We start from the raw sequence: 14,130 nt of genomic DNA, 5'->3' as shown, positions 1-14,130 counted from the left end.
AGTGGTTGTGGTACATTTTAAATAGATAAAAAAATAAACGATAAAGTAGGGAAGTGTATGTCAGAGTTAGCAGATAAATATCCAATTATTCCAGACATGCAAGAGGGTCTGGAGGTGATCTGGTTTAATCCAAATATTAAGCCTCCCCAAGCCTCCACACTTACTGCCGCAGACATTGAGGATGCACGTCAAAGGCTCGAACGCTTTGCACCATACATTGAGAAGGTATTTCCTGAAACGGCAGGGAATCAGGGAATGATTGAATCACCTTTAAAGCACATTCCGAGGATGAAGGCAGCTTTGGAAGATTACTATCAGAAAGAACTGGAGGGCAGGCTTCTCCTAAAATGTGACAGTCATTTACCGATTTCTGGTTCGATTAAGGCAAGAGGCGGCATCTATGAAGTATTGTATTTCGCCGAAAAAATTGCCCTAGAGTCTGGCGGCTTAACCATGGCAGATGACTACTCTGTTCTTGCAAGTGAAAAATACAAGCAGCTATTCTCCCATTACTCTGTATCAGTAGGCTCTACTGGAAACCTTGGTTTAAGTATTGGCATCATGAGTGCAAAGCTAGGCTTTAAGGTCACTGTTCATATGTCAGCTGATGCTAGGCAATGGAAAAAGGATTTGCTGCGAAAAAAAGGCGTCACGGTTATTGAGTATGAAGCTGATTATGAAAAGGCAGTGGAGGAAGGCAGGAAGCAAGCCAATCAGGATCCAAACTGCCATTTTATCGATGATGAAAACTCACAAACTCTATTTTTAGGCTATGCGGTTGCAGCTAAGCGTGTTGAGCATCAGCTAAAGAAACAAGGGATAACAGTAGATGCAGAGCATCCGCTATTTGTCTATCTTCCTTGCGGTGTTGGCGGCGGACCGGGGGGCGTGGCATATGGACTGAAGCAAATATATGGTGAACACGTCCATTGTTTTTTCGCTGAACCTGTTCAAGCACCATGTATGCTGTTAGGAGTTATGACTGGGCTGCAAAATAAAATTTCTGTACAGGATATTGGATTATCAGGACAGACAGCAGCAGATGGCTTGGCGGTTGGCAGAGCATCAGGCTTTGTTGGCGAGGTGGTTGGAAACCAGCTGGATGGACTTTTTACCGTTATCGATAACCGGCTGTTTCAACTTCTTTCGCTATTAGCAAAGGAAGAAAGTATTGAAATTGAACCATCCGCTGCAGCAGGATTCCCAGGCTTTTTTTTAACCCAGCAAAATCTAGACTATTATAACCGCTTTGGTCAGCAAATTATGAAAAATTCAACACATATTATTTGGGCGACAGGAGGTAGTATGGTACCACAGGATGAAATGAAGGGATACCTTGATAAAGGGAATGAGTTGAATAACAAGAATTCATCAAACTGAACAGGCTGACTTGCCCACTCATTGGACAACTCTCCCGCATATTCTAAAGTAGGTAAGCTAATAAAAAGAAAAAGGGAGAGGGTACGATTATGATGGATCCAAGACATTATGGCGGACATCACAGCGGGCATCATGGGGGACACCACCATGGAGGACATCATGGCGGACAGCACCATGGCGGGTACCATCATGGACAGCACCATGGCTCCGGGGCACCGTTCATTGGCGGCTTACTAGGTGGCTTAACGCTTGGTGCGTTGGCGTCACCGGGTTATGGAGGCTATCCTTACCCTGCGCCATATCCTTATCCGGCCCCATATCCATATCCAACACAATATAATCCATATGCTGGATATCCTTACTATTAAGGTTATTAGGAAATAATCATAGAAATCCCCTGTTTACTCCACCGAGGCTATAATCTGGAGCAAGCAGGGGATTCTTATTTGTTATAGAGCTTTCTTCTGAATCATGATTGAGGCAGTCTTGGCCTGTGTGCACTTGATAATTAGGATTAATCCAGTGGTAAGAAGTCCTAACAGGAAGGAGATGACACCACCCCAGGAGAAGTGATCCCAAAAGAAACCTCCAAATGATCCAACAAATGAAGAACCTAAATAATAAAATAGTAAATAAAGGGAAGACGCCTGGGCTTTATTTTGTTTGGCACGCTCCGTTACTAAGGCACTGACAATCGAATGGGCTGCAAAAAAGCCAAAGGTAAAAATGGAGATACCAATGATTTTTGCGAGTAAATTTGGAAACAGTGTGATTACTGCACCAATAATCGTAATCAAAAAAGACCATTTTAATATCATACTCGTTCCATATTGCTTTGCTTTCTTCCCCATATAAATGGAACTAAAGGTACCAAATAAATACACGATAAAAATAAGACCGATAACGGTTTGACTTAAATTATAGGGGGGCTTTATTAATAAGAAGCCGATGTAATTGTACATCGTTACGAAGCTGCCCATTAATAGAAATCCAAGTACAAACAGAAAGTTGATATTTTTATTGAACAAATGCATTTTATAAGACGGCCAGATTGATTTCCAATCAATATTCTTTCTAACAGGAGTGGAGGGTGTCGGAAGAGTGTACCAAAAGAAAAGACTTAATAATAGTGAAATCACTCCGATTACTGCAAAGGCAAGCCTCCATGAAAAAAGGTCTGTCAATAAGCCTGTAAAAAGCCTTCCAGTCATACCCCCAATGCTTGAACCGGAAATATAGAAGCCCATGATCATGACACTGTCTCTAGGTGTAAATTCTTTCCCAATAAAGGCCATGGCAATAGAGGGTATACCTGCGACAAAAATACCTAGCATGGCTCTAAAGAGTAAAAGCATCATATAGCTGGAGCTCAAGGCTGTTAGGATGCCAAGCATCGAGGTGAGAATCATTGAGAATACCATGATATTTTTCATACTGATTTTATCCGAGAGCGTGGCTGCTGCTAACATTGAAAAGGCGAGTAAACCAGTTGTAACTGATAACGTGAGACTGGCAGCCGGCGCTGATATATGAAAATCGTTTGCAAATAGCGGCATTGTTGGCTGAACTGTATAGATAGCGGCAAATGTTACGAGTCCCGCAATAAGAAAGGCAAGCTTTGCCCTTTTAAATTCCTTTGAACCTGATTGAATTGAATCCATTCTAATTTCCCTCATTTCCAATCTTTTCATATGATTCTTTACTATACGCTGTGATATCTTATGTGTCTAATTTATAATAGTCATAAGTACCATGCGTTTTAGTTATGATAAAGGGGGAAAAGGAGTTGGAATGGCATCAATTAGAGAATTTTATTGCAGTGGCAAAATATAAGCATTTTACAAGGGCAGCACAGCATCAATTGATATCACAGCCAGCTTTAAGTCGGTCCATCATCAAATTAGAGCAGGAGTTAGGGGTGCCCTTATTCTTTCGCGATGGAAAATCAGTGGCGCTAACCAGGTATGGTGAGATTTTTTTAAAGAAAGCACAGCAGGCTAAGGCTTCTATTGAGGAAGGAATGGAGGAAATACAGGAGAAAATCTCTGTTGATACAGGGGAAATTTCTGTAGCATTTCTCCATACACTCGGACCACATCAGATTCCCAACCTAATAGCGAGCTACAAAAAGTTATATCCCAATATCAGCTTTCAGCTCTATCAGGGGGCAAATGATTACATACTAGGTCAGGTGGAAAAGGGAATTGCGGATATGTGTTTATCGGTTCCGCCTACTAAGAATGACCGAATACAATCGACCATCCTACGTACAGAGACGCTTTATGTTGTAGTGCCAAAGGAGCATCGGCTTGCAGGGGATACTTCTGTTTCGTTTAGTAGCTTAAAGGATGAAGAATTTATTTGCTTTAAAAAAGGATTTGGACTCCGATATATCTTTGATGAAATGTGTTCTAGCTTACATGTAAACCCACTCATAACCTTTGAAGGAGAAGAGGCAGCAACTGTCGCTGGCTTTGTCATGAAGGGAATGGGAATAGCGATTCTGCCAAAAATTAGCGATATTATGTTTGATAACCTTTGTTTTTTAGAAATTAACGACTACCCTTGCCAAAGAAGGATTGCTCTATCGACTTTATCGGATATAATGCTTTCTCCTGTTGCCAAAAGATTTAAGTCGTTTGTTATTGAAAATTTCCCAACTGAATAGAAAAGTAAGTGATTGATTATCACTAACTATAAAAATGGTAGAAGGAAATCGTCTTATATTGATATAATATTAGGATGAGTGTTGACAAACAAGTAGTTACAAAGCCGTTTTTTTGCCTTTTTTGGTAAAAAATTCGGTTTTTTGTGAGCTGAACGATAGGGAGAATGAAATATGTATGGTGTAGTATCTAATCGGTTTCGGTTTTGGACCTTGGTTGTTACAGTAGCCGTGTCTGGTTTTTCTCAGGGAATGCTGACACCTTTAATCGCCATTATTTTTGAGCAGGATGGAATCCCTTCGTCTGTAAATGGACTTCATGCAACATCGATTTATATTGGGATGCTTCTTGCCGCACCGTTTATGGAAACGCCGATTCGAAAATTCGGATATAAGCCAATGATTATGACGGGTGGCATTATCGTCATCACCGCTCTTGTCTTATTTCCAGTATGGAAATCGATCTGGTTTTGGTTTATCCTGCGACTATTAGTTGGTATTGGTGACAATATGCTGCACTTTGGGAGTCAAACCTGGATTACCTCTTTTTCTCCGGAACATAAAAGAGGGCGAAATATCTCTCTCTATGGTTTATTTTTTGGTCTAGGCTTTGCGGGGGGACCAATGATGGCCCGCCTTCTCGAGGTAAATGAAGCATTGCCATTTATGCTCTCAGCAGGTCTAAGCTTGTTAGTATGGCTGCCATTATGGCTTCTTAGGAATGAATTTCCGGAAAAAAGTGAAGAAAAGAGCTCATTTTTTGATACCTTCAGTCGGTTCGGTAAGGCATGGAAATATGGTTGGATCGCGTTTTTATTCCCATTCTGCTACGGGTTTTTAGAGGCTTCATTGAATGGGAGCTTTCCGATTTATGCATTAAGAATTGGTATCGATGCTCAAAATGTGGCCTTTATCTTACCAGCCTTTGCTCTTGGAAGCATTGTCTTTCAGTTGCCTTTAGGGATGCTAAGTGACCATTATGGAAGAAAAAGCATTCTGATGGTAGCTTTAATTATTGGCTTGACATCGTTTACAGCGGCAGGACTGATGAAGGAATCGGTTATGGGATTAGCAGTTTGCTTCTTCATTGCTGGTATGCTTGTCGGCTCGACCTTCTCACTTGGTGTTTCGTTCATGGTTGACTTAGTTCCCAAACACCTTCTAACAGCCGGAAATATTATGTGCAGTATTCTGTTCAGTATCGGAAGTATAAGCGGTCCATTTGTTGGTGGATTCATGATGCAATATGTTGAAGGAATTAACCTCTTTTTCACAATGAGTATGATGCTAGGGCTTGTGCTACTGGCGCTTATTTCCTCCAAACCTAAGGTGGAATCAGCTGATTTAAATAAAACTGCCTAGTGGACCAGGGTGTCAGTACTATAAAAAGACAAATTCACACATTTTGTCTTTTTACGGTGCTGACACTTTTTTTGTCTATTTATCCGAGTGAGTTAGACGCAAATTCGACGGGCGAATTTGATTTAGACCTTGTAGTTATTTTGTCTAAAAAGCTGAAAAAAATCTTCATACAATTTGTGTATTGTTTAGGTTTTTTTTTCTTGTTAATCTAACAAATATACAGAAAAGTCAGAACTTTCTTTAAAAATATGAGATAAGAAGGTTGGAAAGGTAGTGATAGTTCAGTGTTATGTATAGAAACTGAGTTTCCTTAGAGGATTACTAAGATAGAAATGCAGATATAGGAATTGCTGTGCAATTAGTACGGATCCTGTTAATCCTATCAGGCTTGAATCCATTCTATTAATATTGAAAACGTTTTCCTTGCTATAGCAAAAGATGAAAGAAAAGAATATCTGTCTTTAAAGATTAACATTCAATATAAAAGTCTTCAACCAATTTAGACTGTAATGAAGATGGAGGAATAATATGGGTAATTTGAAAAAAGAGGATATTATTGTTGTAGATAAGAAGGTTGCTAAGCAAACGGTTGTGGTTACTTCACTTGGTAATGCCATGGAATGGTTTGACTTTGGTCTCTATGCATATTTAGCAGTTACGATTGGTAAAGTGTTTTTTCCTGAGATTGACCCTGCCCATCAATTGATATATGCATTTGCCACTTTTGCGATCGCCTTTATCGCGCGTCCACTGGGTGGCTTAGTTTTTGGGATGCTGGGAGATCGAGTGGGTCGAAAGAAAGTCCTCTCTCTTACACTCATCATGATGGCCGCTTCTACGTTGTTCATCGGCCTTATTCCAAGCTATTCCACTATCGGTGTTGCTGCTCCAATCTTGCTATTGATTGCCAGGCTAGTCCAAGGATTTTCAACTGGAGGCGAGTATGCTGGCGCCATGACTTATATAGCTGAATCAACATCGGATAAAAAGCGTGGGTTTCTAACAAGTGGTTTAGAGGTTGGAACCGCCGTAGGGTTTTGTGCCAGTGCCGCATTAGTCACTTTTTTGACATACATTATCGGTCCTGACAGAATGGTTGAATGGGGCTGGAGAATTCCATTTTTGATTGCTGGACCTATGGGGATTATTGGATTTTATTTGCGTTCTCGCTTAGAGGAAACACCTGCATTCATGGCAATGGAGGAAGCAAAGGAAGAAGATCGTCATCGTGCATCTTTGAAAGATATTTTGACAAATCATTGGAAGCCACTCCTCATTTGCCTAGGAATTGTGTTCTTTTATAACACATCGCTCTATATGGTTCTCACGTATATGCCATCTTATTTAACTCAAGAGCTTGGCTACAGTGAAACAAAAGGGTTAGTTTTTAATCTTCTTGTGATGATTTTGCTGATTCCGATTATTTTATGCATGGGTTATTGGAGCGATCGCATTGGCCGCAATAAGATTGTTAAAGGAGCTCTCATTGCTACAATTGTACTTAGTGTACCAGCCTTTATCATGATTAGTTCAAACAGTAACCTTGTTGTTTTTGCTGGATTGTTAATCCTTGGCATTACGCTCGCTGCTTTTCAAGGTGCACTTCCTGCAACATTGCCGTCCCTATTTTTTACAAAGGTACGCTACGGATCACTTGCAATCACGTATAATATTTCTACCTCTTTATTTGGTGGCACAACTCCATTAGTGATTGCTTGGCTCGTGAGTTTGACGAAGAACAGTATGGTTCCGGCTTATTACCTGATGGCCGTTTGTATCATCGGACTTGTAGTCGTTGGCTTTTTTGTAAAAGAAACTGCCGGCAAGTCGTTACGCGGATCTGCACCAACGGTAGATGATCCGAGTGAAATTGATGAGATATTGAAAGATCCAGATAAAGCTCTCTGGTGGGAAGAGGAAATGCCGTTGGAAGAAACGGTAGAAGGTAAGTATAATCCTAGCGTAACGGCAAAATAACTTGAGAATAAATAAAGTAAAACACCTTGTAAAAGACTTATTTATGAGGTGTTTTACATTGTTGAAGCATAAAGCATTTCGAAAGAATAATTTATTGTAAAAAAGTAACATGCATGCTGAACTAAATGGAGACTATTGACTTTATAACAACAAAATTAGAAATCACGAAAAAAATATTATCGTTGTAATAATATTATGTATTCTAAATTATTGTAATAAAACGACAACTAATATATTATTAGATAGAAGGATACAGGGGTGAATTCATTGAAAAAGGTATATGAAAGATTACAAAATGGTCAGCTCATTCAAAAAATATGGGAAGCAAGAAAACAAATTAAACCATTCATTTCGTCAACCCCATTGCTTCACTCTTTATCGCTCTCTGAAAAATTAGACTCGAATGTCTATCTTAAGCTAGAGAATCTTCAGAATATTGGCTCTTTTAAGGTTCGTGGAGCGGCTAATAAAATTATACATTTGTCAGAGGAAGAAAAAAAATGTGGGGTCACAACCTTTTCAACAGGGAATCATGGTTTGGCGGTCGCTTATATTGCACAAAAACTAGGTATACAATCTACCATTTGTATTTCTAACCGTGTTCCAAAGGCAAAAGTGGAGGCACTACAAAAATCCGGTGCACAAATTGAAATGATCGGGGACAGTCAGGATGATGCAGAGAAATATTGCTATGAACTCGAAGAAAAATTCGGTATGACTGTTGTTAAGCCATTTGATGATCCTGATGTTATTGCTGGTCAAGGAACAATCGGGTTGGAGATTCTCGAAGAAATTCCTGATCTTGAGGCAATGCTTGTGCCGCTATCTGGTGGGGGTTTATTAGCAGGTACAGCTCTTGCGTTAAAATCGATTAACCCATCGATTCAAGTGATTGGTGTCTCAATGGACAGGTCACCAGTCATGTATGAGAGCATTAAAGCAGGGGAACCTGTCGTTTTGAGAGAGCAGTCTACATTGGCTGATAGCTTACTAGGCGGAATAGGATTAGATAATGAATATACTTTTAAGATTATCAAAGAAAATGTTGATGATTTTATTCTCGTTTCTGAAGAGGAAATTGCTGAAGGTATGGGATTCATGATGGATGGCCACAGAATGGTTGTTGAAGGAGCTGCTGCAGTTGGTATCGCTGCTGTTTTAAATAAGAAATTATCAAAAACTTATAGGAAAGTTGGTACGATTGTTACTGGGTGTAATGTTGATTTATCCGTTGTCACTCATGTCCTTCAAAATTATTTGCAAAAAAATAGATAGTAACAATTAACTATTAAGGTTGAATTGCTACTAAATGATGACATATGAAAGGAGATGGTGAATATGCTGTATGTTAGTAATATTCTCGAGTTTCCCTTATTAAAAACCTCCAAAATAAAATCAGGTAAAGCCGTTTTAGGTAATCGGTTCATTGAATGGGTTTCGGTGATTGAGAGCCCGGTTGAAAACTTTGTCAGAGAAAATGAATTTGTCCTTAGTACAGGAATTGGCTGTCATGAGGATACTGATATTTTATTAGAATTTGTTAAAGATGTATATAATTCGGGGGCATCTGCCTTAGCCATTGCTACAGGTCGCTACATATTTGAAATTCCTGAGGAAATCATCCAATTTGCAGAGGAAAGAGATTTTATTTTAATAGAAATTCCATGGGAGATTCGTTTCGCTGATATCATCCATGAAGTGATGAGAGAATTAAATCTTATTCAACAGCAGGATTTAAAGCGTTCAAAAGGAATTCATCAAGCGTTAATTCAAATGATTTTAGATGGAAAAAACTTAGAGCAAATTTCAAATTATGTAGAAGAAGAGCTTAACCTTCCTATCTTAATATTAAATAATAAAGGAAATCCGGTAGCAGGCAGCGCTAAGCAATCAAAGGTCTTTAGTATTAGAAATCAATTATTGAAAAAACAAAAAAAACAGGAAGCATCCAACCATCCTTTACATTCTAAAATAAGAAAAATATCGGATGATGAAGCAAATCTTTATCATCTCCCCATCCAAACGAATGGAGTACACGAAGGGGAAATATGTGTTATTTCTGATATACAGTATCAATTGAATCAGCAAGAGATTCATATTATGGAACATGCGATGATGGCTTGTGCCCTATGGTTTTCGCGAAATAGCGTCGTGACAAAAGCAGAGATGCGCTTGCAAAATGACTTTCTATTAAGGCTGGTTAAGGGTGAGAATCTGTCCGAGGAATATAAAATGGCAAAAGCGGAGCAGTTTCAATACAATTTGACTATTCCATATGAATGTATTATTGGGTATCCAGAAAATTTTGAAGCCTTCATTGAAAAAAATCACAAAAGGCACACCAAAAATAATAACGGGCTTGAAAGAATGATTATTTACATAAAAGAAGAATTGTTATTTGCAGCAGAAGCAGTTAAACATCAAATGTTATTTGCCTATGATGGTGATTTAGTTATTATTTTTTTAGAAGTAACGAAGGAATCAAATACGGACTCTGTTAATCACTTTTTAGACTTGTTTGAACGAAGAGTACATCACTTATTTCCTAGTTTGACATTTTCATGGGGAATCGGAAAACATAAGGAAGGGAGAGGAGATTTTTCCAAAAGCTTCAAAAAAGCGAAAGCCGCATTAGATATGGGAAGGACTCAGATTGGAATTGGCAAACGGGTCAATTTTGATGAAATGCGTATGAACCAGTTATTACTCAATTTGGCAATCAATGAAGAAGTCCAAGAAATCATAGCTGCCCCTATCTTGCCATTAGTTGAGTATGACGAAAAACGGGATATGGATTTAATTAATACGTTCAAAGCTTATAACAGAAATAGTGGAAATGTAAGTCAAACAGCGCGTGAACTAAATCTTCATCGACAATCACTTTTATACCGGTTAAGAAAAATAGAATCATTAACAGGACTATCACTTGTTAATCCAGATGATCTTTTCCTATTGGATTTTAGTGTGCGAGTTTGGTCAACAGGGGTCATAAAGAGAGAACAAATCGATACAAATCTCTCCAATATCAATGGACTATAAAAAAAGGAGTTTGGTACAGAGTATCTGTGGCAAACTCCCTTTTTTATGTACTTTTCAACTAAAAACGCAGCGAAAAAGAAAAACTGTCTACCGTATGCTTCAAATTGTATAAAAATAATTTCTGAAAATTCATACATATTAGCGAATGTTTTACGACGACATTCCCCCTATAATGAAGATAACAAAAGGTCATAACTTTTAAAACACAATATTGAAGAGGTAAAGAGAGGGATTATGATGTTGCCATTTAGTTTAAAAGAGTATAAAAACCGATTGGCTCAAACAAAGAAAAGTATGCTGGAAAAAGGAATTGAAGTGTTAATTGTGACGAATCCAGCCAATATGAATTATCTTTCTGGATATAATAGCTGGTCATTTTATGTTGACCAAATGCTAATTGTAATTGTCGATGAGGATCAGCCGATATGGATAGGCAGAAAAATGGATGCGAATGCAGCAAAGGCTACTACATGGCTATATCACGAAAATATAATCCCTTATCCAGAAGACTATGTCCATTCAAAAATAAAGCATCCTAGTGAGTTTGCTGCACAAATTTTAACCCAAATTGGCCAATCTAATCGCCGAATTGGACTTGAAATGGATAGTTATTATTTTTCAGCACAATCCTACGAATGCTTGAAGAAAAATCTACCAAATGCAATCTTCTCTGATGCTAGTTTGCTAGTCAACTATGTCCGTATTGTTAAATCAGAGCAGGAGATTGAATTCATTAAAAGAGCAGCAAAAATTGTAGATATCGGCATGCAAACGGCTGTTAATTCAATCCAAGAAGGCGTTAGAGAATGTGATGCAGTTGCCAATATATACGGAGATTTAATCCGTGGGACTAGTGAATTTGGAGGGGATTACCCGGCAATCGTACCGATGCTGCCTGCGGGAGAAAATACATCCACCCCACATATAACGTGGACAGATAAGAAATATACAAATAATCAAATGGTTATTATTGAAATCGCAGGATGCTACCAGCGCTACCATGCTCCAATGGCACGTACCGTATCACTTGGAAAGCCAAGTCAAGAAGCAATGGACGTATCTAAAATAGTCGTGGAGGGATTAAATGCGGCACTTGATGCAGTCAAGCCAGGTGCTATGTGTGAGGATCTTGAAATCGCTTGGTCAAAGGTTATTTCCAAGCATGGAATTGTCAAAGATTCAAGAATTGGTTATTCCATGGGATTAAATTATCCACCTGATTGGGGCGAGCATACTGCTAGTATTCGTAGAGGAGACCTTACCGTATTACAGCCGAACATGACTTTCCACTTAATACCAGGATTATGGTTTGATGATTACGGGATTGAGATAAGTGAATCATTCAGAGTGACAGAAACCGGCTGTGAGGTGCTCACGAATTTTCCAAGACAGTTGTTTGTAAACGAAAATTATAATCTTCAAGTTTAATAGGTCTTACAAGGAGTGAGTCATTTGAAAATATATGCAGAAAAGGATATTCGCTCTTTTATAAAGTTAAATAAAGAAGTGATTCCTATCATTGAAGATGCCTTTATGCAATTAGTGACAAACCAAGTGGTGATGCCACCGATTATGCGAATTGATGTGAAAGAGAACAACGGAGAAGTAGACGTGAAATCAGCGTATATACCTAATAAGGACTTTTTCGCGATAAAGGTTTCCTCCGGTTTCTTTGATAATTATAAACTTGGTCTACCAAGTGCAAATGGATGGATGATGCTCATTAGTACGAAAACGGGCGAGCCCAAAGCTTTTTTACTAGATAATGGTTATCTAACAGAAGTCCGAACGGCTGCAGCAGGTGCGATCGCAGCGAAATATCTAGCTAAAGAAGAGGTTAAGACTGTCGGAGTGATTGGGACGGGTGCACAAGCAAGATACCAAATGAAGGCGCTTAAACTTGTTCGCGATTATAAAGAAATACTAGTATACGGCCGATCGGAAGCGAATGTCCAGAAATTTAAAGAGGAGATGGAGGCGGCTTTGAATATCACAGTCATTCCAGCATCCTCTCCTGAACAAGTTGTAAGAGGCAGTGAAATGGTTGTAACAACCACACCTGCGAAAAGTCCAATCATTCAATCTGAATGGCTTCATCCTGGGCTTCATATTACGGCAATGGGATCGGATGCTGAGGATAAACAAGAATTGGACGGAGCGGTTATTGCCAAAGCAGACAAATATGTGTGTGATTCTAAGTCGCAGTGTATCCGTTTGGGTGAGCTTCATCATGCGTTAAGAGAAGGCAAAATGAATAAGGAGAACCATATAACCGAGCTTGGCGACATCATTGCTGGAAAAGCTTCAGGAAGAACCAATGAACATGAAGTAACTGTCTGTGATTTAACAGGCACAGGAGTGCAGGATACAGCCATCGCTTTATATGCTTATCAAATGCTAGAATCCGCTAAAAACATTGGTATGACGGTTGATAATCAGAAACAACTGACAGTGATATAAGAGCTTGTAGACAAGGAGGTAAATAATTCATGATCGTAACGAAAGACCTTATTAATGAGGCCAAGGCAATCGAACAACAGCTTGTAGGCTGGAGGAGACATCTTCATCAAAACCCGGAATTAAGTTTTCAAGAATTTCAAACAGCTCGATTTGTAGCTGAAACCTTGAAGGAGATCGAAGGAGTCTCCATTCAAACCAATATTGCTAACACAGGAGTTGTCGCAACCATTTCCTCTGGGGAAGGAAAAACGGTGGCAGTCCGGGCTGACATGGATGCCTTGCCGATAATGGAAAAAAACGAACATGGCTTTCAATCAAATAATCCAGGTGTTATGCATGCTTGCGGTCATGATGCCCATACAACCATTTTACTTGGTGTCGCCAAAATTCTTGCCAAAAAAGCAAAAGAAGGTTCTTTTCAAGGAACGGTAAAGCTCATTTTTCAGCCTGCGGAGGAAGCGACAGATCAGGAAGGCTTATCAGGGGCACCGCACATGATGCAGGAGGGAATATTGGAACAGGTAGAGTCCGTTATTGCCCTTCATATGTGTCCATGGGAGACTGTCGGAACCATACAAGTGAATGATGGCTATAGTATGGCAAATGTTGATGTTTTCCATGGGAAAATTAGAGCAACAGGCGGGCACGGGGGCTATCCGCATTTAGGTACGGATCCTATTTGGATACTAGGCTCCTTCCTGCAAGCCTTTTATGGGATTATCTCGCGGAAGATATCTGCCCTGGATACAGCCGTTGCCAGCATTGGTCAAATCGAGACAGGCACGGCCAGCAATATCATTCCAGAAGAAGTATCGATAACAGGTACATTAAGGACCTATTCACCTGAAGTCAGAGATCAGCTGGCGAAAGAGGTGGAGCAAGCCTTTAAAGTGGTTGAAGCATTCGGCGGATCGTATTCATTCGAAGTAGAACGAGGGGAGCCTGCCTTAAATAATGATCCTAAAGTAAATGAAATGATTAAGGAAGCAGCAAAAGAATTATATCCAGAGATAAAAATCGTACAGAAACCATTTGGACTTGGTGGAGAAGATTTCGGATATATGACAAGAGAGATTCCAGGAGCGATGTTCTTCCTTGGATGTGCCTTGCCGGATGGAATATCACGTGACTTGCATACGAATATTTTTGATATTGATGAAGGCTGTCTGCCAATGGGCGTATCAATTCTTACAGAAGCTGCTCTTAAACTATTAAAGCAATAATCTTTTTATAACTTCTCAGGAAGG

At 39.4% G+C, this 14,130-nt stretch carries 11 protein-coding genes; 10 read left to right on the top strand and 1 reads right to left on the bottom strand.

All coding sequences use genetic code 11. From position 1 onward, the window contains the following. Positions 1-57: 57 nt before the first annotated feature. A complete protein-coding gene (locus tag BQ5321_RS20545) occupies positions 58-1,380 on the top strand; it encodes a D-serine ammonia-lyase (RefSeq protein ID WP_071396253.1) in 1,323 nt (440 codons plus the stop codon). 89 nt (positions 1,381-1,469) lie between these two features. Then, a complete protein-coding gene (locus BQ5321_RS20540) occupies positions 1,470-1,748 on the top strand; it encodes a hypothetical protein (RefSeq protein ID WP_071396252.1) in 279 nt (92 codons plus the stop codon). A gap of 81 nt (positions 1,749-1,829) precedes the next feature. Here BQ5321_RS20540 and BQ5321_RS20535 read toward each other — a convergent pair whose 3' ends face one another. Continuing rightward, on the bottom strand, positions 1,830-3,041 hold the full coding sequence (locus BQ5321_RS20535; RefSeq protein ID WP_071396251.1) for an MFS transporter: 1,212 nt from the start codon (positions 3,039-3,041) through the stop codon (positions 1,830-1,832). A 125-nt stretch (positions 3,042-3,166) separates the two neighbouring features. Here BQ5321_RS20535 and BQ5321_RS20530 point away from each other — a divergent pair, with 125 nt between their 5' ends. The 8 genes from BQ5321_RS20530 to BQ5321_RS20495 all read left to right on the top strand — a co-directional run bounded on the left by BQ5321_RS20530 (position 3,167) and on the right by BQ5321_RS20495 (position 14,106). Then, positions 3,167-4,048, top strand: coding sequence for a LysR family transcriptional regulator (locus tag BQ5321_RS20530; protein ID WP_071396250.1), 882 nt, complete (start codon positions 3,167-3,169; stop codon positions 4,046-4,048). A 171-nt stretch (positions 4,049-4,219) separates the two neighbouring features. After that, complete coding sequence (locus BQ5321_RS20525; RefSeq protein ID WP_071396249.1) at positions 4,220-5,407, top strand: MFS transporter; 1,188 nt, start codon at positions 4,220-4,222, stop codon at positions 5,405-5,407. Positions 5,408-5,935: 528 nt separating this feature from the next. After that, entirely contained in the window at positions 5,936-7,384 is a 1,449-nt protein-coding gene (locus tag BQ5321_RS20520) for an MFS transporter (RefSeq protein ID WP_071396248.1), read from the top strand. Between the two features lie 258 nt (positions 7,385-7,642). Further along, on the top strand, positions 7,643-8,659 hold the full coding sequence (gene eutB, locus BQ5321_RS20515; protein ID WP_071396247.1) for a hydroxyectoine utilization dehydratase EutB: 1,017 nt from the start codon (positions 7,643-7,645) through the stop codon (positions 8,657-8,659). A gap of 63 nt (positions 8,660-8,722) precedes the next feature. Continuing rightward, positions 8,723-10,423: a PucR family transcriptional regulator gene (locus BQ5321_RS20510; protein ID WP_071396246.1), complete on the top strand. Its 1,701-nt coding sequence runs from the start codon at positions 8,723-8,725 to the stop codon at positions 10,421-10,423. A 237-nt stretch (positions 10,424-10,660) separates the two neighbouring features. Further along, positions 10,661-11,851 (top strand): M24 family metallopeptidase, encoded by a 1,191-nt coding sequence (locus BQ5321_RS20505; protein ID WP_071396245.1) that lies wholly within the window; start codon positions 10,661-10,663, stop codon positions 11,849-11,851. Between the two features lie 24 nt (positions 11,852-11,875). After that, complete coding sequence (locus tag BQ5321_RS20500) at positions 11,876-12,883, top strand: cyclodeaminase (RefSeq protein ID WP_071396244.1); 1,008 nt, start codon at positions 11,876-11,878, stop codon at positions 12,881-12,883. A 29-nt stretch (positions 12,884-12,912) separates the two neighbouring features. After that, positions 12,913-14,106 (top strand): M20 metallopeptidase family protein, encoded by a 1,194-nt coding sequence (locus BQ5321_RS20495; RefSeq protein WP_071396243.1) that lies wholly within the window; start codon positions 12,913-12,915, stop codon positions 14,104-14,106. Positions 14,107-14,130 lie beyond the last annotated feature (24 nt).

This window comes from Bacillus tuaregi (assembly GCF_900104575.1).
Taxonomy (GTDB): Bacteria; Bacillota; Bacilli; order Bacillales; family Cytobacillaceae; genus Bacillus_BD; species Bacillus_BD tuaregi.
This window is presented reverse-complemented; position numbering and strand designations above follow the sequence as displayed.

Bases quoted from the DNA above. Each gene is read 5' to 3' on its own strand.
- BQ5321_RS20545 (WP_071396253.1), top strand. From the start codon at position 58: ATGTCAGAGTTAGCAGATAAATATCCAATTATTCCAGACATGCAAGAG.
- BQ5321_RS20540 (WP_071396252.1), top strand. From the start codon at position 1,470: ATGATGGATCCAAGACATTATGGCGGACATCACAGCGGGCATCATGGG.
- BQ5321_RS20535 (WP_071396251.1), bottom strand. From the start codon at position 3,041: ATGGATTCAATTCAATCAGGTTCAAAGGAATTTAAAAGGGCAAAGCTT.
- BQ5321_RS20525 (WP_071396249.1), top strand. From the start codon at position 4,220: ATGTATGGTGTAGTATCTAATCGGTTTCGGTTTTGGACCTTGGTTGTT.
- BQ5321_RS20520 (WP_071396248.1), top strand. From the start codon at position 5,936: ATGGGTAATTTGAAAAAAGAGGATATTATTGTTGTAGATAAGAAGGTT.
- BQ5321_RS20510 (WP_071396246.1), top strand. From the start codon at position 8,723: ATGCTGTATGTTAGTAATATTCTCGAGTTTCCCTTATTAAAAACCTCC.
- BQ5321_RS20505 (WP_071396245.1), top strand. From the start codon at position 10,661: ATGTTGCCATTTAGTTTAAAAGAGTATAAAAACCGATTGGCTCAAACA.
- BQ5321_RS20495 (WP_071396243.1), top strand. From the start codon at position 12,913: ATGATCGTAACGAAAGACCTTATTAATGAGGCCAAGGCAATCGAACAA.